Here is a 25,122-nt window from a genome sequence, read left to right as displayed (position 1 = left end):
GAAGTGAACGGAATGGTTATAAAAGCGATAGCACCTTAGGATGCGACACTCTGAACAGTGCAGATGGGAGCGATTTGTATATGGATACATGGTCATGATACGATGGTGAAAAAAATAGGAGAAGGGGCATGCTTTTTGCTGAAAATGAACAAGTTTTTCAAATTATGTCTTGCCGTGATCCTGGTTCTCATTATTATTTATTTGGGGTCGCTGGTGGATTTTATATTCAGACCGGTACTTTCGTTCTTCTCGATCATCCTCGTGCCGCTGATGCTGTCCGGATTCTTCTATTACCTGCTCAGGCCGCTGGTTGATTATCTCGAAAAGCGCAAGCTAAATCGCTCGCTGGCCATTCTGCTCTTATATGTCGTGTTTGCAGGTATCCTTACAGGTTTTATTATTGGAGTATGGCCATCCCTGCGGGATCAGATCGTGGCTCTTGTACAGAATGCCCCCGCTTTGTTTGCAAAGCTTGGCGAGCAGCTGCAGGAATGGGAGAATAACGGCTTCTTCAAGGATATATTCCCGGAGAACTCCAATCCGCTTACACAGCTAACCGATTATTTGAACCAAGGCTTCACGTTCCTCACGAATTATATTATGAACCTGTTTTCGTTTGTTTCGAGTTTTGCCATCGTTTTATTTACGTTCCCGATCATGCTGTACTACATGCTGAAGGAAGGCGGAAAGTTCGGGGAGATGATTGTCAGCTTTTTGCCTGACCGCTTCAAGGAAGTGGGCGCGTCGGTGCTGGATGAAATCAATAACGCGCTCAAAGGGTTTATCGTGGGCCGGGTCCTCATCAATCTGGCACTGGGCGTCTTGATGTATATCGGGTTCCTGATTATTGGTTTGCCTTATGCGCTGCTGCTGACGGTTGTCGCTGTCATTGCGAATTTCATACCGTTTATTGGAGCTATTCTTTCCTCGATCCCGATTGTGATCATCGGGTTCATCCAATCCCCGGGGACGGCGATCTGGTCGCTTGTTGTCATTCTGGCAGCCCAGCAGATTCAGGATAACTTGATCGGTCCGTATATCTTCGGCAAACAACTGGCAATTCACCCTATTACGATCATTATCCTGGTTCTGGTGGGACAGGATCTGGGCGGAATTATAGGGATTCTGCTGGTGGTACCGATTTACATGATCATTAAGATTATCGTAACCAGAGTGTATCAGCTGTTCTTTAAGGAAAAATGGCAAAAAGCATAAACGCGGGATAGACATGTGGCCGAAGCTGCATACTGGAGCCGCCTAAGAGCGTGGAATCGTTCTTGGCGGCTTTTTGTCTGTCCTGGATGTGAAGGGCCGCTTGACAATGGTATGAAAAAAATATAATCTTTAATTAAAGATATTAAAATTAAAGATTATGTATATCATACGAACCGAAAATCATGTAGGGAAACCTCGGTATGGACACGAAACGATGAGGAGTTGATGGATATGGCATTACAAACGGCAGGCATTCATCATATTACCGCTTATGCGCAGGATCCGCAGAAAAATGTTGATTTTTATACGGGTGTGCTTGGGCTCAGAATGGTCAAGAAGACGGTCAATTTCGATACGCCTGAGGTTTACCATTTGTATTTCGGGGATGAGGAGGGGCATCCGGGGACCATTATCACCTTCTTTCCGTCTTCTGCTTCACGAAGAGGGATACGTGGAGGAGGGCAGGTTGGGTATACAACATTTGTTGTCCCTGAAGGTGCCCTGCCTTATTGGGAACAGCGGCTGCGGAGCTTTGGCGTTTCTGTCATGAAAGCATTTCGGTTTAACGAGCATTATCTTCAGTTCTCCGATCGCGATGGACTTTCTCTTGAGCTGGTTGAGAGGGAGGAAGGGCCGAATAACGGCTGGTCTGTGGACGGTATTACTCCGGATACGGCGATCAAAGGGTTTGGCGGCGCGGTCCTGTTCAGCAGCAAATGGGAGGAAACGAAGAAGGCGCTGGAGCAGGTCATGGGACTGACCTTCATGGGAGAGGACGTTAATTATGCACGGTTTCAGTCAGCCGGGCCCTTCGGCAACGTGATTGATTTGCCGATGCGGGATATCCCTTTGGGAGCCGGAGGCGCTGGAACGACCCATCATATTGCATGGCGTGCTCAAGATGATGAGGAGCACGGCAATTGGCTTGAATGGGTGAAACAACTTGGCTTTTTGCCAACAGAGATTAAGAATCGCAACTTTTTCAGATCGTTATATTTCAGGGAACGAGGGGGAATCTTGTTTGAGATCGCAACCGATCCGCCCGGTTTTACGGTGGATGAAGATCTGGACTCGCTGGGGGAGCAATTGAAACTTCCTGCCTGGTTTGAACCGGAGCGATCCCGTATTGAGGAAGGTCTGGAGCCTATAGAAGTCAAAAATACAGGAGAGGGGCAACTCAAGTGATATCCATAGACCCGAATACTCAAAGCGAACGGGACATCTACAAGCTGCTGATCGGGAGCGTTGTTCCGCGGCCGATCGCTTTTGTTACGACATTATCGGAGGAAGGTGTGCTGAATGCCGCGCCGTTCAGTTATTTCTCCATTCTGACGAGCAATCCGCCCATGCTGTCCGTTTCCGTTCAACGGAAGAACGGCACGGCGAAGGATACAGCGAGAAATGCCATGCAAAGCGGCGAGCTTGTCATCCACATCGTGGACGAAGACAACGTTGAGGCCGTGAATGAAACGGCGGCGAACCTGCCTCCGGACGAGAGTGAGCTTGACCGAACCAAACTAACCCCCGTCGTAAGCGAGGTTGTTAAGGTTCCCGGCGTTCTGGAATCCAAGATTCGCATGGAATGCGTGCTGGAGCAGGTGGTCACGTTGAATGGCGCGGATCAGCTGCCTGCTGCCGATCTGCTGATTGCCCGCGTAGTCCGCTTTCATGTTTCGGAGGAGCTATACGAGCAAGGCCGGATTGACGCTGCCAAGTTGAAGCCTGTCAGCCGTATGGCGGGAAACATCTATTCTGCACTGGGAGAGATGTTTACGATCGAGTGGCCGGTATAACAACGGACGGGCGGATAAAAAGGTTAGGACGCAGCGAATATCAAGTTATGAATTCATATGCCGTCATTCGATACTACGTAGGTTTAAGAAAGAAAAGGGGCTTGTGGAATATCATGCCTGAAGTATGCAAACTCTACATGAATGTGGGGCTGATATGATGAATTCACAAAATAGGAGTGGTCGACAAATGAAGTTTGAATCCAAGGTTGTCATTGTAACGGGAGGCGCCAGCGGGATCGGCGAAGCAGCGGTAAGGCTTTTTGTGGAAGAGGGAGCCAAGGTTGTTATCGCGGATTATTCGGACCGGGGACAAGCAGTTTCCGATGAATTAAGAGGGGCAGGCTTTGAAACGCTGTTCGTTAAAACGGATGTAACCCAAGAACAGGAAGTTGCAAATATGGTGAAGCAGACGGTTGAGCATTTTGGCCGTGTCGATGTATTGTTCGCCAATGCAGGCATTGCTCATGATGCTCCTGCCGATCAGTTGTCGATGGACAACTGGCAAAGAACGATTGATATTAATCTGACAGGAGTGTTCCTGTGCGATAAATATGTAATCCAGCAAATGTTATCCCAAGGAACCGGAGGGGCGATCGTAAACTGCGGCTCAATCCATAGCCATGTCGGAAAAGCGGGCGTTACCGCCTATGCTTCCGCTAAGGGAGGCGTTAAGCTGTTAACCCAGTCGATGAGCGCAGATTATGCTCCTAAAGGGATCCGGGTTAATGCCGTATGTCCGGGATATATCGATACTCCTCTTATTCAGGGAAGAACGGAAGCGATCACCCAGCACCTGGTCGGCCTTCATCCGATGGGCCGCTTGGGACAGCCGGAAGAAGTAGCCAAAGCCGTGTTGTTCCTCGCCAGTGAAGATGCGTCCTTCATTACAGGCACGAGCTTGCTGGTGGATGGCGGATATACAGCCGTGTAAATAAAGCAAAGCCCCGATATAAAATCGGGGCTTTTTGTTGCAGGTGGAAAACGAAACTTATATAATGCTGACACCAGCGCTGCCGTAACCTGCCACTGCAGTGACAAGTGTTGCGCCAGCTGCGGTTGCCGAGAATACCATTAACAGGCGTGTATTGGCCGGCACCGGAATAGCCAGGCCTTCTACGAAGCCGTTGCTTACCGTACCGAGAGCGAGAACGCCCGTAAGAGGCGGAGCAAGCGTAACAAGAGCGCCTGGTACCGGTGCGAAAATGTTGCTTGTAGCCGGCGCACTGTACAGTTGTGCTGTAATTGTAACGGTAGTTCCCAGCAGGGAAAGCGCCACAGTAGTGCTAAAGGTAGCGGAGATGCCAGTGATGGTACCGGCTCGTGGCGTGTTAAACGCCATGTTAAGCAGAGTTCCAGCGGCTCCAGTGAGGTCAATCGTACCGCCAGCCAGCGTAAACGTATTGGCCGAGTTACCAAATCCTACGAGACCAACGGATCCGACTAATCCGCCTAAAACGGTGGTCAGAGCAAGCGGTATGCCGGATGCGAATGGGATGATGGCTCCTCCGGCGGCTGCTCCTGTAGCCCCTGTTGCCCCAGTAGCTCCAGTAGCTCCAGTAGGTCCCGCAGGTCCGACAGGCCCGACAGGTCCAGCAGGTCCAGCAGGTCCTGCAATACCAGTTGTCGGTCCGGCAGGTCCCACAGGCCCGATAGGTCCGACCGGTCCAACCGGTCCGATAGGACCCTGAGGACCTACAGGTCCACGGATAGCTTTTGGGCATCGACGCTTTTTAACAATACAAGCATGGTCTTTACGACCTCCGTGGCCTTTATGATCACCATGACCATGAGACGGGCAATGCTTTTTCTTCGCATGAATGACTTTTTTCTCTATTTTTTTAAGAGCACACAATTTTCTCTTTCTAGAAGAACGTTCCAAATGAAGCACCTCCTTTAGATTTGTTCTATACTACGCAAATACTCTCGGTACGGCATGGGTTAATAGCGCATAAATGATAGATAAACACCTATAATTTCCAGAATGTACGCTAGCCTCGGAGGCATTCATCTATTGACGAATAGCAAAACTATAGGATGAATTTCGGATTTCCCTACGATATTCATAGGCTCGGTACGCAGCGGTTCAAAAAAAAATTTGCGCTGTATTTACGCCGTAAATGTGTGGGGAAAGCTTTCACAATCCGAATGTAATTCATGGCATAAACGATCCACCACATGAATGAGTAAGGGAGGCATGGCAAATGCCTGCTATATAGCGAAAAATGAGACTGGAATAAAATTACTACATCGTTGGGGGAGAGGCTTGAATGAGGCATTTTTCATGCTTGTCATAGGCCCTGGAAGAGCGGAACTTCCGCCTCTGAATTTCCAGAAAAAGCGGTTAAAGGGGTTTGACTTTTCCTGAAGTTCCCTTTATCATGGACACACGCTTAGTTTCCGGCATACATTTTCCGGAAAGCGGGGGAACCAGTTTCATCAGGGGCGAGTCACTTGGAATCACGAGTGTAGGGTACCATCTTACCCGAGTCCGTCAGCTAACCTCGTCAGCAGTGGATGGGTCTTGCATACATAATGGATGTTCATAACAAAGGCCCTTAATTCTCTTTAGGGGCCTTTTCTCTATTTTTTGACCCCCTGCTGGCGGAGCTATGTCTAGATCCCCTGTTTGGTGGTCTTTTTGTATTCTGCTAAAGAGGAGGGGCAAGGCCTGCAAATGTTTAACCAAAACCAATTAAATCGGTCAGATGGCATTGGGTTTAAGCGTGGAAGGAGATGGATGAATCATCTTCCCTGAAGGTCCGACCCATGCAAGGTATCTGAATATGCTTAAATCCTAGTTAACATATGTGTTAACATGGATAATTTCAACATGCCATTTTTAAGAATACCAAAGTCATAATGAAAGGTTGTGGGAAGTTTTGAAGAGAGTGGTTGTACTGATGTTGTCATTGATTATGGGGGTGTCGCTTGCGGCTTGCGGCGACAAAGGGAGTACATTGGAGCAAGCCATTGAGCAGGGGTATATCACCGTGGGATTTGCGAATGAGAAGCCTTATGCCTATAAAGAGGCCAACGGGGAGCTGACAGGAGAAGCGGTTGAGATTGCGAGGGTTATTTTGGAGCGGCTTGGCATCAAGGAAATGAGGGGAGAGCTTACGGAATTCGGATCGCTGGTTGCCGGACTGCAGGCCGAGCGGTTTGATCTAATTACCGCAGGCATGTTCATTAATCCGGATCGCTGCTCTGCCGTATTGTTTGCTAATCCGGAGTACAGCATCGGGGAAGCCATTGCGGTGAAGCAAGGGAATCCGCTGGGACTCGGAAGTTATGAGGATATTGCCAATCATGACCAAGCTAAAGTCGCCGTTATGACCGGTGCGGTCGAAATCGGCTACATGGAAAAGTCCGGTATTCCTACGGACCGGATTGTGCAGGTCCCCGATCAAGCCTCGGCCATTAGCGCCCTTCAGGCAGACCGGGTGCATGCAATTACCATGACGGGGCCGTCCCTGCAGGCGATGCTGGATTCGGCCAGCGACGACAGCATCGAACGCGTGGCTGATTTCGAGCAGCCGATCATCGACGGCGAAAGCGTTCGCGGTTATGGAGCTACGGCTTTCCGCCAAGCGGATACCGAGTTCCAGGAGGCTTATAATGCGGAGCTTCAAAAAATGAAGGAGTCGGGCGAGCTGCTGGAAATTTTGCAGAAGTTCGGGTTCACAGAAGAAGAGCTCCCGGGCGAGATGACGGCCGCTGCCCTTTGCGGGGAATAGCATGCCGAATTCGTGGATTGATTTTCTCCCTACGCTGTTGAAAGGGGCGGAGATCACGATTGTAGTTGCTTTCTTTTCAGCCATTCTTGCGGTCGTGATGTCCTTTGCAGCCGGGTTATGCCGACTGTCGAAGCTGTGGATCATTCGCACGTTGACAGCCGGGTACGTGGAAGTCTTTCGGGGGACCTCCTTGCTGGTGCAGCTGTTCTGGTTGTATTTCGCCCTTCCGTTCATCGGCGTCGAGCTTCCGAAAATGCTGGCTGCGATCCTCGCGATCGGGCTGAACTTCGGCGCATACGGCTCGGAAATCGTTCGCAGCGCCGTGTTGGCCGTTCCGAAAGGACAATGGGAAGCCGCTGTAGCGCTTAATCTGAAGCCTTGGCAAAGACTGTGGAATGTCATATTGCCTCAAGCGTCCCTGCGAATGCTTCCCCCTTTCGGGAATCAGCTTGTGGAGCTCATCAAATCCACCTCACTGGTTTATTTCATCACGATGGCGGATTTAACGTATCAGGCGATGGTGCTCCGCAATAATTACATCTCCTGGACGACCGAGATTCTGGTGCTGCTGCTCCTCATGTATTTTGTCATTGCTACGCTCGTTTCGCTGGCAGTTCGACTGCTGGAGCGTAAATGGACAGCGGGGAGGTTATAGTCATGTGGGATTGGAACTATGTATGGGATATCCTGCCCCAGCTCTTGAGTGCATTAAAAATGACGGTATGGGTGACGATCTGCGCTTTCGCGGTGGCATTGATCATCGGATTGCTGCTTGCTTTTGCAGCGCGGAGTCGGTTTAAGGTGCTGTCACTAATAACCAAAGGAATGATCGAATTCATTCGCAATACACCGCTGCTGGTGCAGGTCTTCTTCCTGTATTACAGCCTGCCGCTTCTTACCGGAATCTCCATTCCGGCCTTCTATGCCGGGGTGATCGGTCTCGGGCTGCATTACAGCACATATCTGTCCGAGGTGTACCGATCCGGAATCGAGGGAGTGCCGAAGGGACAATGGGAGGCTGCCACAGCACTGAATTACACGAAAGCCCAAACCTGGCGAAGTATTATCCTGCCGCAAGCGGTGCCGCCGATCATTCCGGTACTGGGTAATTATTTGATTGTTATGTTTAAAGAGACGCCGATTCTATGCGCCATAACGCTTGTGGAGATGATGCTGACGGCCAAAAATATCGTGTCGCAGTCGTTCCGTGCATTTGAACCGTATACGATGGTCGGGATTCTGTTCCTGGTCATCAGTTATATCGCCTCATTGCTTGTGCAAAGGCTGGAAAAACGCATGAATCTGCAGCGTGGAAAATAAAAGGAGGGAATCAATTGAATGCCGTTGTGATCGATGAGCAGGCGGAAGCGTCGAAGGTGCCGCAGCAGGAGGGAAATCCCGTTACCGCTACGGGTACAAAGCCGATTGTGAAATATACCGGCGTGACCAAGTCGTTTGGTGATCTACAGGTGCTTAAAGGCATCGATCTGGAGATGCAGCCTGGAGAAAAGGTGGCTGTGATCGGTCCAAGCGGATCGGGCAAAACAACGATGGGCCGGATGCTGATGACGCTGGAAGAACCCACCGAGGGAACCATCGAGGTTGATGGTGAGCTGCTCTGGCATATGGAAGAGAAGGGCAAGCTGGTTCGGGCCAATGAAAAGCATTTGCAACGGATGCGCTGCAATGTCGGCATGGTCTTTCAGCATTTCAATCTGTTCCCGCACATGAACGTGCTTCGGAATGTGACGGAGGCCCCGCGCAAAGTGCTGGGTTTATCCAAGGAGGAGGCGGAGGAGCGGGCCGTCTCCATGCTCAGTAAGGTCGGTTTGGCCGACAAATTGAAGATGTACCCGTCCAATCTGTCCGGGGGCCAGAAGCAGCGGGTTGCCATCGCCAGAGCGCTGGTCATGCGGCCAAAGGTTATGGTGTTTGACGAGGTGACCTCGGCGCTTGATCCCGAGCTGGTCGGCGAAGTGCTGGAGGTCATCCGGGAAATCGCGGAGGAAGGCGAAATGGCCATGATGCTGATTACGCATGAGATGGATTTTGCGAAGGAAATCGCGGACCGCGTCATCTTCGGAGCCGAGGGAAGGATCGTTGAGCAGGGCACGCCGGAGGAGATATTCGATAATCCCCAGAGCGAGCGGCTGCAGAGCTTCCTGCAGCGATTCCGTTCCAACGGAAATTAGTTCTGGAAAGAGGTGATTGTATAGAATGGCTGTGGATACCGATACCGAAATTGTTTACCGAAGACCGAAAGCCCGGGATGGTACCCGGGTGTGGGAGCTTATACGCGACACCGGATCGCTTGATCTGAACTCTCCCTATTGCTACATGCTGCTTGGAGATTACTTCCATGATACCTGCATGATTGCCGAGCATGAAGGAGATATCATCGGTTTTATTTCCGCCTTCCGTTCTCCTCGCAATCCGGAGACGCTGTTCGTATGGCAAGTGGCCGTTGCTAATTCGCATCGGAGGCAAGGCGTTGCAAAGGCAATGCTGACAAATCTGATGAATCAGAAGGCATGCCATGGCGTCCGTTACATTGAAGCTACGGTATCGCCGAGTAACATGGCGTCCCGTCGTTTGTTTCTCGGTTATGCCGAGGAGAAATCCATTCCCAGCACCGTAACCGTAGGTTATGGAGCAGAGATGTTCCCCGATGGAACGTCCCATGAAGATGAGCCGTTATTCGTGATTGGCCCCTTTTTCAATGACATTTAAACAATTGGAGGGAACTATGGACAACCAAGTCATGGAGAAACCGAAGCTTACTGTGTTTAACAAGCTGGAATCGGAAGTAAGAAGTTATTGCCGGAGCTTTCAGACGGTTTTTGACAAGGCCCGAAATGCGAAGCTGTGGGATACGCAGGGGAATGAATACATTGATTTTTTTGCGGGAGCCGGGGCTTTGAATTACGGACATAACAGTGAGAAGATTCGCGAGAAGGTAGTCGACTACATCCTGAAGGATGGCGTCACGCATAGCCTGGATATGGCTACGGGTGCGAAGGAAACGTTTCTGACCCGATTTCAGGAGGTCATCCTGAAGCCGCGCGGGTGGGATCACAAAGTGATGTTTCCCGGTCCGACCGGAACGAATGCCGTAGAGGCCGCGCTCAAAATCGCCCGTAAAGTGACAGGGCGCAGCACCGTTCTGTGCTTCACGAATGCCTTTCATGGCATGTCGCTCGGATCGCTGGCGGTAACCGGCAACTCCTTCAAGCGCCAGGGTGCCGGCGTGGATCTAAGTCACTCCGTGTTTATGCCGTATGACGGTTACTTTGGTGACGACGTGGATACGATGGCATATATGGAGAAACTTCTGGATGATCCGGGAAGCGGAATTCCGCTGCCGGCCGCAGTGATCGTCGAGGCGGTGCAGGGGGAAGGCGGATTGAACGCTGCCAGCCGGGAATGGCTGCAGAAGCTTGCGCGCATCTGCAAGGATAAGGGAATGCTGCTGATTTTGGATGATATCCAGATGGGCTGCGGCCGAACCGGTCCGTTCTTTAGTTTTGATGATGCCGGTATTGAACCGGATATCATATGCCTCTCGAAATCGATTGGCGGCTTTGGCTTGCCGATGGCGATTACGCTGATCAAACCGGAGATTGATATTTGGGAGCCGGGGGAGCATAACGGTACCTTCCGGGGCAATAATCTCGGATTCGTTGCCGCAGCCGAAGCGCTGAATTATTGGAAAACGAAAGATTTTCAGCTTGATATCGGCATCAGGGAAAATCGGATTCGCCAATCATTGGAAGGCGTTGTGAAGTATTATCCTCAGCTCGGCGGCGAAATCCGCGGCAGAGGCATGATTCAGGGGGTTGCTTTCGATAAGCCGGAGCTCGCAGGCAGGCTGTCCGAGATGGCCTTCGAGCATGGACTGATTATGGAAACGTCCGGTCCGTATAGCGAAGTGGCAAAGCTAATGCCGCCGCTTACGATTGAAATGAACACATTGGCAGAGGGATTGGGGATATTTGAGAACAGTATGAAACAATTAGCAGCAGAGGAGAGGTTGTCATGATTGTTAAACATTTGGAAGAGATCGTGGATACCAAAGACGATATCGATACCCAGACATGGAACTCGAGGAGGCTTCTGCTTACAAAAGACGGCATGGGCTTCTCGCTCAATGATACCCTCATCAAGGCGGGAACGGAGACGCTGATCTGGTACAAAAACCACGTCGAAGCCGTGTACTGCATCGAAGGCGAGGGGGAAATCGAGATTGTCGGGGGTGAAACGTACCCTATTTCCCCAGGCATGATGTATGCGCTGGACGGTCACGAGAAGCATTATTTGAGAGCTCGTTCGCAGATGCGGATGGTTTGCGTATTTAATCCGCCGCTTACAGGCGCTGAAGTTCATGACGAGGAAGGAACCTACCCGCTGCTTGCCCCAATTTTGGACTAAGGAGATGATATGCGATGAGTAATAATCATGTGTCGGCCCTTCAGGAAAAAGAACTGGACGTTTATCCTTCAAGAGTGCATTCGGAACCCCGGATCCTAAAGAGACAGGATCCTGTCGTTCATTCGGAATGGACGCCGGATGCTGCGTTAACGCAGGAGCAATCCGACTTCTATGAGCGCAACGGATATTTATTCCTGGAAGACTTCTTTGGTCGAGAGGAGCTGTCGGTATATCAGGCGGAAGCCCGCAGTTTGCAGGTATCGGCAAGAGAGCTGGATAAGGATGAAGTGATCCGGGAGCCGGGTGGGAACGAAGTTCGATCGGTCTTTGCGGTGCACGAGAGCCATGAAGTGTTCAAGAAGCTGTCCCGGCATCCGAGACTCTTGGCGATCATGGAGTATCTCTTGGGAAGCGAGACGTATATCCATCAATCGCGGATTAATTACAAGCCGGGCTTCACGGGCAAAGAGTTCTATTGGCACTCTGATTTCGAAACATGGCATGTTGAGGATGGCATGCCTCGTATGAGAGCTTTGAGCTGCTCCATTGCTCTGGAGGATAACTACTCTTATAACGGACCGCTTATGGTTGTGCCTGGATCGCATAAGGAATTCGTGGCCTGCATCGGCCAAACGCCGGAGAATCACTTCAAGGATTCCCTGCGCAAACAGGAATACGGCGTTCCGGATCATGACAGCCTGACACGCATGGTGCAGAAAAGCGGTATCGACACGCCTGTCGGTAAAGCCGGTTCAATCGTGATTTTTGACTGCAATATTATGCACGGTTCGAACAGCAATATTACGCCGATGCCGCGCAGCAATATCTTTATGGTTTACAACAGCGTGGAGAATAAGGTCAAGCAGCCGTATTCGGGCCAGAAGCCAAGACCAGAGTACATCGCCACCCGCGATTCTTTATGATCTCGCTGTCACTTATCGGCTCCATCATCGGCATCAACGTGGTTTATGTCTCGATCTTTTCGCTGCGTCTGATTCTGATGATCAAAGGCAGGAGAGGGATCGCCTCTCTCCTGGCCATGCTGGAGGTATTCGTTTACTTGCTCGGCCTTAATCTCGTCCTGCAAAATCTGGACAATCCCTTTAATATGGCGGCCTATTGCCTGGGCTTCGGCCTTGGCGTATATGCCGGCAGTCGGATCGAAGAGTATCTGGCACTCGGGTACATCGTGGTACAGGTTATCGTGAATTCCGTTGAGACGAACCTGGCGATGAACCTGCGGGAGAAGGGGTATGGCGTGACTGCCTGGGAAGCGGACGGTAAGGATGGCAAACGGCTCGTGCTTCAAGTTCTCGTGAAACGGAAGAATGAGCGGCGGTTGATGGAGTCACTATCCAAAATGTCGCCGCAGGCGTTCATTATCTCTCATGAACCGAAGAGCTTTAAAGGCGGCTTCTGGGTACGATTGACGGAGGGGCGCAAATTGTAGCACGCTTTTAACTAGAAACAGGAAAGCCTGCTTCGGACCGTTCGGAGCAGGCTTTTTGGCTGCGGCTTTTGCCGGCCTGAACCGGTATGGAATTCGGATCAGGGGATTGCCGATATTGCTGCGAGTTATTTAGGCAAGCACCAACTCCGGTTCACTCTGGTACCAAAAAAAAGCGTAGTCGGTCATCGCGGAGGAGCTTCCGAGCTGGCGCATCATGGCAGCAATATTTCCACGATGATAGGTGCCGTGGTTCACGACATGAAGCATGATCTCGGAGAGGCGGGTGTCCCGGATCCCGGCATAAGGATTATCCAATCGGATCATCCGTTCCAGGTCAGGATTTTGGCCCAGAAAGGCCGTGAATCGTTCGGATAGTTCGATAAACCGGAGGTTTAGGTCCTCCAGTGAAATGGACTCAAGCTCTTCCCGAAGCTGGAAGGTCTCTGTTAAAGCCTGCTGCATATCCATCCCGGACAAAATGTTGATCCATCCAAGATCCGCCGTGTAAATGTGAATCAACGCCTCGGATACGGTTGGGAAAATGCTCGTTATTTTCTGATTGTGCAATTCCCCCGGCAGCTCCAGCAGACGGTTGAATATCGCTTGGTTGGCCCATACATGGTACTCATACATTTTTACAGGATAATTCATCGTGATCGTCCCCTTTGGCTTCTTCGTTATTGCTTTCTTGGGAACATTGTAAATAAAAAAGTATGACAGCGGACTGTCATACTTTTGTGTATACCTGCAGCATTTTTTCTAATTTGGATTGCATGAGCGTCCTTAAGCAAGCCGGCTCAAGGATCTCGATATCCTCACCAAAGCTTAGCAGGGTCGACCAGAACCACCAGGAATCCGGATCTTGGACCTTGAACGTGAGACGGAGCGAGCCGTCTTCAAAAAATTCCCGCTGTACATCATAGAATTGATCCATCGCTCTGGCCAAGGCCCGGGGGGATACGTGAATGATGACTTCCATCGCATCGGATGAAGGCTCCCAGGGATGCTGCTCCCCTCGGTCGTGCGGATTTTGCTCTTGAAGATGAGGACCGTGCGTGTGCTCCTCCGAATGCTGGTGCAAAAAGGGCTCGGCGGAGGGAGACAGCTCTGATATTCTCGAAATTCGAAATTCGCGGTAATCGGCCCTTGTTCTGCAGAAACCGTACAAATACCAGGAGCCGAATTTATACATGAGTCGCAGGGGCTCGACTTTACGGTGAATGCGTTCATTCTTGGCGCTTATGTATTGAAAGGAGATCACATGCTTGTCGGTAATGGCGCGGCGAAGAAGTCGGAGGCTTTCGTTGTAAGAGCGCCAGCTCCCGATATCCATGGACAATCCCTGCGATGCCGAATTGGCGGAACGATCAATGGTCTGCAAACGCTGAATGGTATCCATGGCCCGTTCATCCTCAAACACCGTGGACATGCTGTGCAGGATGGTGATCAAGGCGCTGACATCGTAGGAGCCAAGCAAGCTTTTGTCCATCTTGTATTGCTCCATAATGCCATAACCGCCGTTCACTCCCTGATACGATACAACGGGAATGCCGGCTGCGCAGATTGCATCAATGTCGCGGTATATGGTTCGCTGGGACACGTTATATTTCTCTGCCAGGGCAGACGCGGACAGGATCTCGTTGTTCAGCAGCATGTAAATCATGGATATGAGCCGCTCTAGTTTCATATCGCTTCAACCCCTCTTATCTTAATTGGCCTAATCTCCAATGATTCCGTATTATATCATAGGTTTTCTGAAGAAGGAGAGGAAATCCCAGACTGCCTTTTGTTCCATTCCCATCCATTTTGCCGTACAATATAAGGGAATTCTATAATACAAGGAGTGTGAGCCTTATGGCCCGTACCAAAACGCAAAAAGCGCTCCGCAAAGCGGAACGTGCCGGAACATGGTCAGCCGTCTCAATGAGAAAGACCAACGAAGATTATAGTGCGCTGTCACAGCATGTGAGAGTAAAGCCGACGAAACAGGAACAATTGAATAAGATCAAACACAGAAAGCGGATCGGAGACGATGGCGCTTTTTTTGTTGGTTTCGGAGGATGTGATATAGTACGCTAGAGAGGTTAGTTCAGGATGGAGGTTTAGGATGGCGAAGCAAAAATATTATGTAGTCTGGGTAGGTAAAGTGCCCGGAATTTATACAAGCTGGGGCGACTGCCAGCAGCAGGTCAATCAGTTTACAGGTGCGAAGTTCAAGGCGTTTGAATCCCGGAGCGAAGCGGAACAGGCCTATGCGGCCGGTTATAAAAATTACTGGGGGCAGCAGTCCGGAGGCAAATCGGGCAGCTCAGGCTCCAAAAACTACAAGCGAAGCAGCGCATCTGCTGCCGAAGAACCGGGTGAGATCGATTATGACAGCATTTCCGTAGATGTGGGGACGCGAGGAAACCCGGGACCCGTCGAGTACAAAGGCGTGGATACGCAGACGGGAGATATTCTGTTCTCATGCGGACCGATTTCGAAGGGAACGAACAATCTCGGCGAGTTTCTGGCCATCGTCCACGCACTGGCTTATTTGAAGAAAATCGGCAGCACCAAGACGGTGTACAGCGATTCCATGAATGCGCTCAAATGGCTGAAGCAGAAGAAGGTGGTCTCCACGCTTCCGCGCGATGAGTCAACCCAAGAGATCTGGGATCTGGTGGACCGGGCCGAGCACTGGCTTCGAACCAATACATATGAGAACAAGGTGCTGAAATGGCAAACGAAGAGCTGGGGCGAGATTAAGGCCGATTACGGGCGCAAGTAACGAGGGAGAGCAGAAGGGAGCCGTTCGAAGCTATGTAAAGGGTGGTTTTAGATATCGACGTCTTTATGAGCGGACGGGCACCTTACTATTAAAAAGCGAAGACAGGGAGGAGGCTTCCCTGTTCTCGCTTTTTTTTATATGCCATGATTCCGGGTTCATGCGGAAAAATCCAAATCAACGCATGTGGATAATTAACACAAAAGACTTACCTCACACCGGAAGAACTGTGCATAACATCTTGAATAAGTTCGTTATACACAGAGTTATGAACATTATCCCCGTTCGTTCCACACAAACTGAATTTCCGATATTTTATTTCAGGGAAGTTATCCAGCGTTTGTGAACAAATGTGGAGAAGTGCAAGGATAACTCCCTATTAACTTGGAGGGGTGGCGGGTTATCCCCAACGCCGAAGGTCAACCGTTAAACGCTTCCTTGGTTCTATCCACGACGATACGACGACCATAACGCAGGGAGCCAGCAACGGGTAAGCCAAGCTTATTCCTTCTCGCGGACCTGCTTATAGTATTGATTCGGGGACATGCCGACGTATTTTTTGAAGATCTTGCTGAAATAGAATGGATCCTCCAGGCCGGTCAGATACCCGATCTCACCGAAGCTAAGGTGCGTGGCCTCGATTAATTCCTTTGCATGATTGATTCGTACCTGATTCACATATCGCATGATCGTATGACCGGTAAGCTTGGCGAATACCCGATTGATGTAATCATAATTGCATTCGAAGCGCTGTTCGATATCCGAGCTGATGATTTTCTCGGCGTAATGTTCATGGATGTAGTCGAGCAGTGCATGCACCTTCATATAGGACTTGGTATGCGGGCTGCTCTTCTCCAGCTCATCGAACAGGCTCTCCCGGGACAGCTCGATCAGCATTTCCATGAATTTGAGCGCGGTCAAACTGCGGTTAAAGTGCTTCCGCCTATATAGCTGCAGCATTTCGCCGAGGACATGGTACATATGATGAAGGCTTTTTTTCTGGGTTAGCGTGCAGGTCTTGGGGAAATATAGCTGCCTGCTGTCGTTCTTGCCTGCCGTCTCGTTCTCGCCCATGATCCACTGCTTGGCCAGCAAGGGTAAGGGACGCTCGGGCGCTTGACGAATATCGGGGTGTTCAAAATGAATATAGTAGTAGTCGCAGGAATGCTTTTGGGTTCCCTCGTGGTCCAAATGCGGTTCAAGGACCAGTAAGTCGCCTTTTTTGAGCACATGGGAAACGCCGTTCTCCCGCATATGAAGCTCGCCGCTCTTCACGAAATACAGAATATACTCGTGTGTGTTCCGCTTAAAATGAATCCAGGGGTTCTTGTAGGAGACAAATCCCATCAGTTTGATTCTCGGCACATAGTCAGCGTTCATCGATAGCACGCATTCCACCCTCTCTCCCAAAAAAACGCGAAGTCGTTTTTGTACAAAAAGAGTAACTTTCACACATTCCCGTTCATTGTAACACAGCCTATACTTAGGATGAATGTATAAGAGGTCGCTGGATTTCAATATTAAAGGAGGCCACTACCCTTGGCTAATATCAATGTAACGGTATGGAATGAATACCGGCACGAGAGACATAATGAACAGATCGCTAAGATTTACCCTGAAGGCATCCACCGTACGATTGCCGATTTTCTGGGAAAGGATGCACAGTTCGTCGTACGCACCGCCGTATTGGATGATCCGGAACACGGCTTGACGGATGAGGTGCTCGCTTCAACGGATGTTCTGATCTGGTGGGGGCATGTGGCTCACGGTGAAGTCCGGGATGATATCGTGGAAAAAGTGCGTCAGCGCGTATTGGACGGCATGGGAATCATCGTCCTGCATTCCGGTCACGGCTCGAAGATTTTTCAGCGCCTCCTCGGCACGAACACAGGCGCCCTGAAATGGCGCGATGACGGCGAGAAGGAACGGTTGTGGGTCATCGATCCCAGCCATCCGATCGTAAGCGGACTTGGAGAATATATCGAGGTTCCGCAGGAGGAAATGTACGGTGAGCGCTTTGAAATCCCGGCACCGGATGAACTGGTGTTTGTCTCCTGGTTCGAAGGCGGCGAGGTGTTCCGCAGCGGCTGCTGCTACAAGCGCGGACGCGGCAAGTTGTTCTATTTCAGACCGGGTCATGAAGCATTCCCTACTTACCATCAACCTGAAATTCAACAGGTAATTGCCAACGCCGTGGCCTGGGCGGCGCCGATCCAAGGCGCGAAGAGCTCCTATGGCCGGGTATCTCCGCTGGAGTACAAAGCATTGATCTAAAGTTTAGCCTCGCTAGACGACATCCGTATATGGGTTGAAGTGCACCCCTTGAAATGGAGATTGGATTAAACCTTGGGTTTAACCGATGAAATTCTTAGGGGTGTATTTTTATTGGCTGAAGACATAGAGCTTCTCCGATTCAACGGGCATGCTAGCCATAAACGGTAAAGCTGCGGAATCAGGGCTCCTCTCTGAGATAAATCAGTATATTGATGCCAGAGGATTGGTGCATTCGATATTTTATGCTATATTAATCTGAAATTCGAGTGAAAATGGGTGAGCCAGTCATGAACTATTGGATGGATCGTTTGCATGCCATGGAGCTGAAGACTAAGCTGTTGCTGCTGTTTCTACTGATTGCGATCATCCCTCTCGCAATGCTAGGCATTTTCTCCATTCGTAAAGCCTCCAGTGAAATCCAGACCAAAGCCAATGAAATCATTCTGGAGAACCTTTCTCAAATCAACTACAGTCTTAATTACTTCGTCGAAGATATTGAACAGCTGTCCATGTATCTGTACAGCAATAAAGATATTCAGGAGATTCTGTCCAAGCCGGCAGCTCGAAGCGTGGAAGAGAAATACCGCGACCAGCAGACGGTCGCTACCATTTTGAACAGTTTCCTCGGCTTTAAATCATGGGATATCCAGCTGTATGTGCTCGGAGAGAACGGCGACCGTTACTTTACGGGGAAATTTATACCAAGCTCCTATCTACGTTATAACGCGGATTGGGGGCTTTTTCGTAAAGCAAGGCTGGCCGGCGGCGATGTGGTCTGGGATAGCCATTACTCCTTGAAAAAATTCGAGGATTACGGGGCGGTCCTTAGCTCGGGCCGATTGCTTAAGCAGATTGATACTGGCAAACCACTGGGGTATTTCATCGTGGACATTATGGAGCCTGCCCTCGCGGATAAATATGAAAAGGCTTACAGGTATGACGGGGGAGAAGTGTATCTTTTGGATGACAAAGGATATATCATTTCCAGCCATCTCTCCAAACTGGAGGTCGGTACGCGCCTCCAGAAACCTTACCTTTCCACCATTCTGCAAGAAAGAAAGGGATTCTTCCGAATAAAAGAACAGGCTGTTGAACACATGGTCATTTACGATACATCCGATACCCATGGTTTTAAATTGATCAATGTGGTTCCTGTCAGCGCTTTAACCGGTGAGAGCGCCAGCATTCGTAATTTCACGATATTCATTGTCATATTCGGAGTGCTGATCTCCTACTGCACGGCCTTCTTGTTGTCCGATTATATTACCCGACCGCTCCACAAGCTGCGTCGACTGATGAGGCAGGTTGAGAAGGGGGACCTTGAGGTCACTTTCGATTCCAAGTACCGGGATGAGGTTGGTCATCTGGGCGGAAGCTTTAACCGGATGCTTCAGAGGATCAAGGAATTGATTAACCAGGTGTACGAGAAGCAGCTAAAGGTGCAGGAGGCGGAGATCAAAGCGATTCATGCCCAGTTCACCCCCCATTTTTTATACAATGCGCTGGATTCCATCAATTGGATGGCGCGGATTCACAGGATTGAGGTGATCAGCAGCATCGCGGTTTCACTGGGCAGCCTGCTGCGCTTCAGCATTCGGCGAGGAAATACCGTTATCCCCATTCGTGAGGATATGCAGCAAATTCGCAATTATCTGACAATCCAAGAAATTCGTTATCGGGATAAAATTACGATTTCGGTGGAGATCGATGAAGGCATTCTGGATTTATGCATCCCCAAATTGCTGATTCAGCCGCTGGTGGAGAATGCGATCAACCACGGACTCGAGATGAAATCCGGTCAGGGCAGTCTGCTTATCTCCGGCCGGTTGACGGGAGAGCGGGTGCAGTTCGTGGTGGAGGATAACGGACTCGGGATAGCTCCGGATAAACTGCAGCGAATCCTGCGGGGAGAGTACGTTTCCGGTGAGGGGACCAGCACGACCGGAATCGGACTTCATAATCTCTTGCGGAGGCTGGAACTGCATTTTGGACATGCCTATGTTCTGCATATTGATAGCTTGCCGGGTCAAGGGACCAAAGTCAGTCTGAGTATACCGATTATACGGGAGGCGGTAAGGGATGTTTAAAATTCTGATTGCCGATGATGAGTGGATGATCCGCGAAGGATTAAAGCATACGATCGATTGGGAGGCGCTGAATTGTGTTCTGGTCGGTGAAGCGGCGGATGGAGAACAGGCTGTGCAGCAAATTCAGGCGCATCAGCCGGATATTCTCATCTCTGACATTCGAATGCCTGGCATGAACGGTCTTCAGTTGGCATGGTCGGCCCAGGAGTTCTGTCCGGAGCTGAAGGTGATTTTTCTTACCGGATTTGACGATTTTGTTTATGCCCAGCAGGCGATCAAACTCAAAGCCTCCGATTTTGTGTTGAAGCCGACAGATCCCGATACATTGGTAAAGGCAATCGACAAGGTATGTAAGGATCTTGTCCGGACGAGGCAGCATGCCAGCGTCATGGAGCAGCTGCAGAGTTGGAAAAGGGACAGGGAATCGCTCGTTGTTCAGAAGCTGATTCATGACAGCATGCTCGGAATCACGGATACGACTTCCTTGGAGATGCTGAAGGAATGGCTGGATGAGACCGCTGGCGCACAGAAGATACGGGTTGTCGTGGTACAGATGGAGGAAGACGGCGAGGAGCGGCGGCAACATTTAAAGGAACGGTTGTATACCCGCATTTACGGTCCCTTGATTATGATAGATGAGCTGCAAAGAGCGTGCATTATTCCGGCTGAAGAAGAGGCAGTGGATATGTTGAAGGAAATCGTCACCGGATTTGGCAAAGCGCCAGTCTATGTCGGGGTAAGTCTATCGTATGGAGGGCTTGAGCAGTTGGACCGAGCATATCGGGAAGCGTTAGAGGTTGTCAGGCATAGAGCCGCAGGTAAACAGAGCGGGGTGTCCGTATACGGTGACATCGAACATCTGGATGATGCTGCCGTGCATTTTTCGGAAGGATTCAGGCAAGTGGAGGCGTATGTCCAGCATCATTTTAACGAAGATATCAGCCTGCAACAGCTGGCTGCCCGGTTTCACTTGAGCGAGGCCCATTTCAGCCGCCTGTTCCGCAAACGGCTTGGCGTTAGCTTTATAGAATATTTAACTCGGTTAAGAATGGAGCAGGCAAAAAGATTGCTGGGGGACGAGAATGTGAGGATTTATGAGGTTTCGCTTGCCGTGGGGTATCAGGATTCCCGTTATTTTAGTCAAATTTTCCGTAAATATACTGGAGAAACGCCGACGGAATACCGTAAAAGGATGATGGTATCACATGGAATGTAATATTTATGTGAGAGTCTCAGATATAGAAGGCCTTTGAAAGCTAAAGGCCTTCTTTTTTTGAACGCTTACATTCACGCAATTAAGCAAAAAATTAAACATTTATGCAATTTTGTCTCGTTGAGAGGTGGAGGCCTGACAGGTATAGTAAAGTCGTGGAAGGGAAAATAACACACAAATAAGGGGGATACAAATAATGGTGAAAAGATGGCTTACCGCAATCGTCAGTGTGATCATTTTGTTAGGTATCATTACAGCTTGTGGCTCTCCTGCAACCGAAGGCAAGGGGGAGTCGGATTCCTCGAATTCCAATTCGAATTCCAGCGCGGGTAAGGGAAAGCTGACCATTTATTCGCCGAATGCAGCCGAAATCAACAACCCGATTATCAAAGAGTTTCAGGATCGGACAGGTATATCCGTCGATCTGATCTCCGGCGGTACAGGGGAATTGCTGAAGCGGGTGCAGGCTGAGGCAGGCAATCCGCTCGGGGATATTTTTTGGGCAGGAGGAGCTGATTCCTTGGCGTCATTTAGTGAATATTTCGAGCCGTACCAAACAAACCAGAAGGGGGATATTTTCCCGGGCTATCTGGATCCGGCTAACCATTGGACACCGTTTAACGCTCTCCCGATGGTAATCACTTACAACAAAGAGCTGGTGTCCGAGGATGAGCTGCCTGCATCTTGGGAGGACCTGCTGGATCCGAAGTGGAAAGGGCAGATTGCATTTGCCGATCCGGGCAAGTCGGGCTCATCCTATACGCAATTGGTGACCATGCTGACGGCTTTCGGTAAGGACGACGAGCAGGGGTGGGAGTATGTCAAGAAGCTTGTGGCCAATATGGACGGCAAAATTTTGTCGGGCTCCAGTCTGGTCCAACGCGCCGTACCTGACGGTGAGTTTGCTCTCGGCATCACACTGGAAGATGCTGCGCTGCGTTACATGGAAGGCGGATCGCAGATCGGCATTATTTATCCGAGCGAAGGCACTTCGGCTGTACCTGATGGGGCTGCAATCATCAAAGGAACCAAAAATCCGGATGAAGCGAAGCAGTTTATTGATTTTATTGTCAGCAAGGATGTGCAGAAACTGGTGCAAAAGGAATTTAAGCGCCGCTCGGTTCGCGATGACGTAGACCCGGTGGAAGGCCTGCCTCAGACCGCGGACATCGAACTGGTTGATTATGACTTTAGCTGGGCTTCAGATAACAAAGAAACCGTTATCAGCAGATTCAACGATATTATGATGGGCAAGGAATAGAGCACAAGGGGGGATGACTGGCTGATCCGTGGGCAGTCGTCCTCTCGGATATGGAGGCATTCATGAGTCAAGTGGTATTCGATCATGTTACAAAATACTTTGGAGAGAATAAGGCGGTTAATGATGCGCATTTTTCAATAAACGAAGGGGAGTTTTTTACACTGCTGGGACCGAGCGGCTGTGGAAAAACCACTCTTCTCCGAACGATTGCTGGCTTCTATAAACAGGAGGAAGGGGATATCTATTTTGGCAGCCGAGTCATTAATGATGTGCCTACCCATGAGCGCAATATCGGGATGGTGTTTCAGAATTACGCGATCTTCCCCCATTTGAGTGTGTTTGACAATGTGGCTTACGGGCTCCGCGCCCGGAAAATTTCGAAACGGGACATCGAGAGCCGGGTGATGGAAGCGCTGGAACTGGTGGAGCTAGCCCATCTTCGCGACCGGATACCCAGTTACATGAGCGGGGGACAGCAGCAGCGGATTGCTCTGGCAAGAGCAATTGTCATCCGTCCCGCACTGCTGCTAATGGACGAGCCGCTGTCCAATCTGGATGCCAAGCTCCGGGTGAAAATGCGGACCGATATCCGTAAATTGCAAAAGGAGCTTAATATCACCACCATTTATGTGACGCATGATCAGGAAGAGGCGCTCGCCGTTTCGGACCGGATCGCAGTGCTGAGCGAGGGAGTCATTCAGCAGATCGCTTCTCCGAGGGACATCTATCAATACCCCCAGAATCAGTTTGTGGCCAATTTTATCGGTACTTCCAACTTTTTGCAAGGAACCTGCACTTCTGAATCGGGAGGAGACGACGGAATCGGAACAATACGGTTGCTCGGCAAAGAGACGCGGCTGCCACTCAAACAATCTTACTCAGGCAAAGTGATTTTTTTAGTTCGTCCTGACCAGGTGCAGATCAGCGCGGAACCATCCCCCTCATTTGCCTTTGAAGGAACCGTTCAAGCTGTCAGTTTCTTGGGCGATAAGGTGAGTTACTTAATGAAGCTTGAGAACGGAATTTTTATCGATGTATATGATTATCCGGGCAAAACACTAAGTCTGTTTCAGGAGAAGCAACGGTTGTTTCTGGATTTTCAGCTTCAACGGTCCGTTATGTATGACAGCGTTGGCCTGGAGGTGATCTATCGTGCAGGCGAAGCTTAAGCCCGTCGGGTCTCCGACCGTTCGACAGCGCCTTCTGCTCAGAAGATGGGATTTCTGGACGTTTGTAACCGTATGTGTGTATATCTTCATGCTGGTGTTCATTGTTTACCCGTTGGTGTCCCTGCTGTTAAATAGCTTTATCGGCAAGGACGGGAGCATAACCCTGCAGAACTACCTGGATTTCTTTCAGCTCAAGTATTACCATCAGGCTCTGCTGAACAGCTTTCTTGTATCCGCGTTGGCTACAGTGCTGGCGATCCTGATCGGCACCCCACTAGCCTACATCGCAACAAGGTACGACATCAAATGCAAAGGCTTGATGCAGATGATGGTTATTATGTCTCTGCTATCTCCGCCATTTATCGGAGCGTATTCCTGGATTTTGTTGATGGGAAATAACGGATTTGTTACGAGGTTCATCCGGGAGTTGGGGATTGATATTCCTTCTATCTACGGCTGGCACGGGATTGTCATCGTATTTGCTCTGCAATTCTACCCTCATATTTTCCTGTATGTATCCGGTGCGCTCAAGACGATCGATACTTCGTTGGAAGAAGCATCCGAGAGTCTGGGAATGACAGCATGGAATCGTTTACGAACCGTGACGCTGCCGCTCATATTTCCTACTCTGTCGGCAGGGGCACTGATGGTGTTTATGGCTTCATTTGCCGATTTCGGCACGCCAATGCTGCTTGGGCAGGGCTACAAAGTGCTGCCGATTCTGGCCTATGAGCAGTTTATCAGTGAGATGGGCGGCAATCCCGCAATGGCCAGCACGCTGAGTGTGGTCATGATCTTTTTCTCAACGGCCGTTTTATTTGGTCAGCGGTATTTTGTATCCCGCAAAAATTATTCCATGACCGGCATGCGAACGCCGACGGTGAAGAAGCTGAAGCGGATGCCGAAGGTTCTATTGACCGTACTGGCATTTATTCCAGCCTGTATATCCATTTTACCCCAGCTGACCGTACTTGTGACCTCCTTCCTTGCGAAAAAGGGACCGGTATTCCATAGCGGATTCAGTCTAGACAGCTATAAAGAAGTGTTCTTCCGTGTGCCCAAAGCGATCATGAATACGTACTCTTATTCTGTGTTGTCCATCATCGTCATGGTTATTGCGGGCATGCTCATCGCCTATATTCTCGTACGCCGAAGGTCCAAATTCACGGCTTTTATCGACGGCATCATCATGATTCCCTATATCATGCCGGGCACCGTGCTCGGTATAAGTATGATCATTGCCTTTAACAAGCCGCCGATAGTGCTGACCGGAACATGGATCATCCTTGTCATTGCCTACGTGGTACGCAAAATCCCGTACACCATCAGGTCGAGTACGGCGGTTCTTCACCAGCTGGACCGAAGCGTTGAAGAGGCTTCGATCAGCCTTGGCGTACCGCCGATGAATACTTTCTTCAAAACGACGGGTCGGCTGATGGCACCAGGCGTTATATCCGGAGCTATCCTCAGCTGGATTACAACGATTAATGAATTAAGTTCCACGCTTGTTCTGTATTATGGAGCAACGGCCACCATATCCGTCACGATCTACAGTGAGGTTTTCACCTCCAATTATGGCACCGGGGCCGCACTTGCTTCTATTCTTACGGTCACTACGTTTATATCGCTGCTGATTGCGAATAAGTTGTCGGGCAGCAAGGGTTTGTCCTTGTAACTAATGGCTTGCGATGCTCAATTGGTAGTTCTCCTTCAATCTTGCTTCCTTTTATA

General features: G+C 50.1%; 26 protein-coding genes and 1 riboswitch. Of the genes, 21 read left to right on the top strand and 5 right to left on the bottom strand.

Annotation, left to right across the window (positions count from 1 at the left end; genetic code table 11):
- Window positions 1–135: 135 nt before the first annotated feature.
- From MKX98_RS29875 to MKX98_RS29860, 4 genes are all read left to right on the top strand, one after another.
- The gene (locus MKX98_RS29875) at window positions 136–1,215 is read left to right on the top strand and encodes an AI-2E family transporter (protein ID WP_339224607.1); all 1,080 of its coding nucleotides are present in this window, start codon (window positions 136–138) and stop codon (window positions 1,213–1,215) included.
- A 231-nt stretch (window positions 1,216–1,446) separates the two neighbouring features.
- Complete coding sequence (locus tag MKX98_RS29870) at window positions 1,447–2,400, top strand: ring-cleaving dioxygenase (RefSeq protein ID WP_339220038.1); 954 nt, start codon at window positions 1,447–1,449, stop codon at window positions 2,398–2,400.
- On the top strand, window positions 2,397–3,008 hold the full coding sequence (locus MKX98_RS29865) for a flavin reductase family protein (RefSeq protein ID WP_339220036.1): 612 nt from the start codon (window positions 2,397–2,399) through the stop codon (window positions 3,006–3,008). The genes MKX98_RS29870 and MKX98_RS29865 overlap by 4 nt, the downstream gene beginning before the upstream one ends.
- 187 nt (window positions 3,009–3,195) lie before the next feature.
- Window positions 3,196–3,939, top strand: a complete 744-nt coding sequence (locus MKX98_RS29860) for an SDR family NAD(P)-dependent oxidoreductase (protein ID WP_127593874.1) — start codon at window positions 3,196–3,198, stop codon at window positions 3,937–3,939.
- 57 nt (window positions 3,940–3,996) lie between these two features.
- On the opposite strand, the gene MKX98_RS29855 is transcribed toward MKX98_RS29860, so the two are convergent.
- Together MKX98_RS29855 and MKX98_RS29850 are read right to left on the bottom strand one after the other, a co-directional pair.
- Window positions 3,997–4,650, bottom strand: a complete 654-nt coding sequence (locus MKX98_RS29855; RefSeq protein ID WP_339220032.1) for an exosporium glycoprotein BclB-related protein — start codon at window positions 4,648–4,650, stop codon at window positions 3,997–3,999.
- A gap of 50 nt (window positions 4,651–4,700) precedes the next feature.
- A complete protein-coding gene (locus tag MKX98_RS29850) occupies window positions 4,701–4,823 on the bottom strand; it encodes a hypothetical protein (protein ID WP_339220030.1) in 123 nt (40 codons plus the stop codon).
- A gap of 562 nt (window positions 4,824–5,385) precedes the next feature.
- A riboswitch (cyclic di-AMP (ydaO/yuaA leader) is annotated at window positions 5,386–5,531 on the top strand.
- 377 nt (window positions 5,532–5,908) lie between these two features.
- On the opposite strand from MKX98_RS29850, the gene ehuB reads away from it, so the two are divergent.
- From ehuB to MKX98_RS29805, 9 genes are read left to right on the top strand one after another with little or no spacing between them, the layout of a single operon-like run.
- Entirely contained in the window at window positions 5,909–6,742 is an 834-nt protein-coding gene (gene ehuB, locus MKX98_RS29845) for an ectoine/hydroxyectoine ABC transporter substrate-binding protein EhuB (protein ID WP_339220029.1), read from the top strand.
- A 1-nt stretch (window position 6,743) separates the two neighbouring features.
- Window positions 6,744–7,397, top strand: coding sequence for an ectoine/hydroxyectoine ABC transporter permease subunit EhuC (ehuC, locus tag MKX98_RS29840; RefSeq protein WP_339220028.1), 654 nt, complete (start codon window positions 6,744–6,746; stop codon window positions 7,395–7,397).
- A gap of 2 nt (window positions 7,398–7,399) precedes the next feature.
- On the top strand, window positions 7,400–8,062 hold the full coding sequence (ehuD, locus tag MKX98_RS29835) for an ectoine/hydroxyectoine ABC transporter permease subunit EhuD (protein WP_220683839.1): 663 nt from the start codon (window positions 7,400–7,402) through the stop codon (window positions 8,060–8,062).
- 14 nt (window positions 8,063–8,076) lie between these two features.
- On the top strand, window positions 8,077–8,934 hold the full coding sequence (gene ehuA / locus MKX98_RS29830; protein ID WP_339220026.1) for an ectoine/hydroxyectoine ABC transporter ATP-binding protein EhuA: 858 nt from the start codon (window positions 8,077–8,079) through the stop codon (window positions 8,932–8,934).
- A 25-nt stretch (window positions 8,935–8,959) separates the two neighbouring features.
- The gene (gene ectA, locus MKX98_RS29825) at window positions 8,960–9,472 is read left to right on the top strand and encodes a diaminobutyrate acetyltransferase (RefSeq protein ID WP_071219716.1); all 513 of its coding nucleotides are present in this window, start codon (window positions 8,960–8,962) and stop codon (window positions 9,470–9,472) included.
- Window positions 9,473–9,488: 16 nt separating this feature from the next.
- On the top strand, window positions 9,489–10,781 hold the full coding sequence (gene ectB / locus MKX98_RS29820) for a diaminobutyrate--2-oxoglutarate transaminase (RefSeq protein WP_339220024.1): 1,293 nt from the start codon (window positions 9,489–9,491) through the stop codon (window positions 10,779–10,781).
- The gene (locus MKX98_RS29815) at window positions 10,778–11,170 is read left to right on the top strand and encodes an ectoine synthase (RefSeq protein ID WP_339220023.1); all 393 of its coding nucleotides are present in this window, start codon (window positions 10,778–10,780) and stop codon (window positions 11,168–11,170) included. Before ectB ends, MKX98_RS29815 begins: the two co-directional genes overlap by 4 nt.
- Before the next feature lie 14 nt (window positions 11,171–11,184).
- Entirely contained in the window at window positions 11,185–12,093 is a 909-nt protein-coding gene (gene thpD, locus MKX98_RS29810; RefSeq protein WP_194544659.1) for an ectoine hydroxylase, read from the top strand.
- The gene (locus MKX98_RS29805) at window positions 12,090–12,620 is read left to right on the top strand and encodes a DUF2179 domain-containing protein (protein WP_015737571.1); all 531 of its coding nucleotides are present in this window, start codon (window positions 12,090–12,092) and stop codon (window positions 12,618–12,620) included. The genes thpD and MKX98_RS29805 overlap by 4 nt, the downstream gene beginning before the upstream one ends.
- 129 nt (window positions 12,621–12,749) lie before the next feature.
- Here the strand turns inward: MKX98_RS29805 and MKX98_RS29800 are convergent, their stop codons facing one another.
- Together MKX98_RS29800 and MKX98_RS29795 are read right to left on the bottom strand one after the other, a co-directional pair.
- Window positions 12,750–13,271 (bottom strand): DinB family protein, encoded by a 522-nt coding sequence (locus tag MKX98_RS29800; RefSeq protein WP_339220020.1) that lies wholly within the window; start codon window positions 13,269–13,271, stop codon window positions 12,750–12,752.
- 76 nt (window positions 13,272–13,347) lie between these two features.
- Window positions 13,348–14,307 (bottom strand): YafY family protein, encoded by a 960-nt coding sequence (locus tag MKX98_RS29795; protein WP_339220018.1) that lies wholly within the window; start codon window positions 14,305–14,307, stop codon window positions 13,348–13,350.
- A gap of 167 nt (window positions 14,308–14,474) precedes the next feature.
- On the opposite strand from MKX98_RS29795, the gene MKX98_RS29790 reads away from it, so the two are divergent.
- Both MKX98_RS29790 and MKX98_RS29785 read left to right on the top strand, forming a co-directional pair.
- Window positions 14,475–14,699 (top strand): hypothetical protein, encoded by a 225-nt coding sequence (locus MKX98_RS29790; RefSeq protein WP_054404324.1) that lies wholly within the window; start codon window positions 14,475–14,477, stop codon window positions 14,697–14,699.
- Window positions 14,700–14,727: 28 nt separating this feature from the next.
- Window positions 14,728–15,390: a ribonuclease H family protein gene (locus MKX98_RS29785; RefSeq protein ID WP_339220016.1), complete on the top strand. Its 663-nt coding sequence runs from the start codon at window positions 14,728–14,730 to the stop codon at window positions 15,388–15,390.
- A 498-nt stretch (window positions 15,391–15,888) separates the two neighbouring features.
- On the opposite strand, the gene MKX98_RS29780 is transcribed toward MKX98_RS29785, so the two are convergent.
- A complete protein-coding gene (locus MKX98_RS29780; protein WP_339220013.1) occupies window positions 15,889–16,767 on the bottom strand; it encodes an AraC family transcriptional regulator in 879 nt (292 codons plus the stop codon).
- 159 nt (window positions 16,768–16,926) lie between these two features.
- Here MKX98_RS29780 and MKX98_RS29775 point away from each other — a divergent pair, with 159 nt between their 5' ends.
- From MKX98_RS29775 to MKX98_RS29750, 6 genes are all read left to right on the top strand, one after another.
- Window positions 16,927–17,661: a ThuA domain-containing protein gene (locus MKX98_RS29775; protein WP_339220011.1), complete on the top strand. Its 735-nt coding sequence runs from the start codon at window positions 16,927–16,929 to the stop codon at window positions 17,659–17,661.
- 287 nt (window positions 17,662–17,948) lie between these two features.
- Window positions 17,949–19,748: a sensor histidine kinase gene (locus tag MKX98_RS29770; RefSeq protein WP_339220008.1), complete on the top strand. Its 1,800-nt coding sequence runs from the start codon at window positions 17,949–17,951 to the stop codon at window positions 19,746–19,748.
- On the top strand, window positions 19,741–20,964 hold the full coding sequence (locus tag MKX98_RS29765; RefSeq protein ID WP_339220006.1) for a response regulator: 1,224 nt from the start codon (window positions 19,741–19,743) through the stop codon (window positions 20,962–20,964). Before MKX98_RS29770 ends, MKX98_RS29765 begins: the two co-directional genes overlap by 8 nt.
- 193 nt (window positions 20,965–21,157) lie before the next feature.
- Entirely contained in the window at window positions 21,158–22,222 is a 1,065-nt protein-coding gene (locus MKX98_RS29760; RefSeq protein ID WP_339220003.1) for an ABC transporter substrate-binding protein, read from the top strand.
- A 62-nt stretch (window positions 22,223–22,284) separates the two neighbouring features.
- Window positions 22,285–23,391, top strand: coding sequence for an ABC transporter ATP-binding protein (locus MKX98_RS29755; protein WP_339220001.1), 1,107 nt, complete (start codon window positions 22,285–22,287; stop codon window positions 23,389–23,391).
- A complete protein-coding gene (locus MKX98_RS29750) occupies window positions 23,375–25,066 on the top strand; it encodes an iron ABC transporter permease (RefSeq protein ID WP_339220000.1) in 1,692 nt (563 codons plus the stop codon). Before MKX98_RS29755 ends, MKX98_RS29750 begins: the two co-directional genes overlap by 17 nt.
- Window positions 25,067–25,122 lie beyond the last annotated feature (56 nt).

This window comes from Paenibacillus sp. FSL W7-1332, assembly GCF_037969785.1.
Taxonomy (GTDB): Bacteria; Bacillota; Bacilli; order Paenibacillales; family Paenibacillaceae; genus Paenibacillus_AQ.
Note: the sequence above shows the minus strand (reverse complement) of the source record. Positions and strands in the feature narration are given on the sequence as shown.

What these genes read in the sequence shown, in the direction of transcription:
- MKX98_RS29870 (WP_339220038.1), top strand. Translation starts at nt 1,447, where the DNA reads ATGGCATTACAAACGGCAGGCATTCATCATATTACCGCTTATGCGCAG.
- MKX98_RS29860 (WP_127593874.1), top strand. Translation starts at nt 3,196, where the DNA reads ATGAAGTTTGAATCCAAGGTTGTCATTGTAACGGGAGGCGCCAGCGGG.
- MKX98_RS29850 (WP_339220030.1), bottom strand. Translation starts at nt 4,823, where the DNA reads ATGCGAAGAAAAAGCATTGCCCGTCTCATGGTCATGGTGATCATAAAG.
- ehuB (WP_339220029.1), top strand. Translation starts at nt 5,909, where the DNA reads ATGTTGTCATTGATTATGGGGGTGTCGCTTGCGGCTTGCGGCGACAAA.
- ehuC (WP_339220028.1), top strand. Translation starts at nt 6,744, where the DNA reads ATGCCGAATTCGTGGATTGATTTTCTCCCTACGCTGTTGAAAGGGGCG.
- ehuD (WP_220683839.1), top strand. Translation starts at nt 7,400, where the DNA reads ATGTGGGATTGGAACTATGTATGGGATATCCTGCCCCAGCTCTTGAGT.
- ectA (WP_071219716.1), top strand. Translation starts at nt 8,960, where the DNA reads ATGGCTGTGGATACCGATACCGAAATTGTTTACCGAAGACCGAAAGCC.
- ectB (WP_339220024.1), top strand. Translation starts at nt 9,489, where the DNA reads ATGGACAACCAAGTCATGGAGAAACCGAAGCTTACTGTGTTTAACAAG.
- MKX98_RS29815 (WP_339220023.1), top strand. Translation starts at nt 10,778, where the DNA reads ATGATTGTTAAACATTTGGAAGAGATCGTGGATACCAAAGACGATATC.
- thpD (WP_194544659.1), top strand. Translation starts at nt 11,185, where the DNA reads ATGAGTAATAATCATGTGTCGGCCCTTCAGGAAAAAGAACTGGACGTT.
- MKX98_RS29805 (WP_015737571.1), top strand. Translation starts at nt 12,090, where the DNA reads ATGATCTCGCTGTCACTTATCGGCTCCATCATCGGCATCAACGTGGTT.
- MKX98_RS29800 (WP_339220020.1), bottom strand. Translation starts at nt 13,271, where the DNA reads ATGAATTATCCTGTAAAAATGTATGAGTACCATGTATGGGCCAACCAA.
- MKX98_RS29795 (WP_339220018.1), bottom strand. Translation starts at nt 14,307, where the DNA reads ATGAAACTAGAGCGGCTCATATCCATGATTTACATGCTGCTGAACAAC.
- MKX98_RS29790 (WP_054404324.1), top strand. Translation starts at nt 14,475, where the DNA reads ATGGCCCGTACCAAAACGCAAAAAGCGCTCCGCAAAGCGGAACGTGCC.
- MKX98_RS29785 (WP_339220016.1), top strand. Translation starts at nt 14,728, where the DNA reads ATGGCGAAGCAAAAATATTATGTAGTCTGGGTAGGTAAAGTGCCCGGA.
- MKX98_RS29780 (WP_339220013.1), bottom strand. Translation starts at nt 16,767, where the DNA reads ATGAACGCTGACTATGTGCCGAGAATCAAACTGATGGGATTTGTCTCC.
- MKX98_RS29770 (WP_339220008.1), top strand. Translation starts at nt 17,949, where the DNA reads ATGAACTATTGGATGGATCGTTTGCATGCCATGGAGCTGAAGACTAAG.
- MKX98_RS29765 (WP_339220006.1), top strand. Translation starts at nt 19,741, where the DNA reads ATGTTTAAAATTCTGATTGCCGATGATGAGTGGATGATCCGCGAAGGA.
- MKX98_RS29760 (WP_339220003.1), top strand. Translation starts at nt 21,158, where the DNA reads ATGGTGAAAAGATGGCTTACCGCAATCGTCAGTGTGATCATTTTGTTA.
- MKX98_RS29755 (WP_339220001.1), top strand. Translation starts at nt 22,285, where the DNA reads ATGAGTCAAGTGGTATTCGATCATGTTACAAAATACTTTGGAGAGAAT.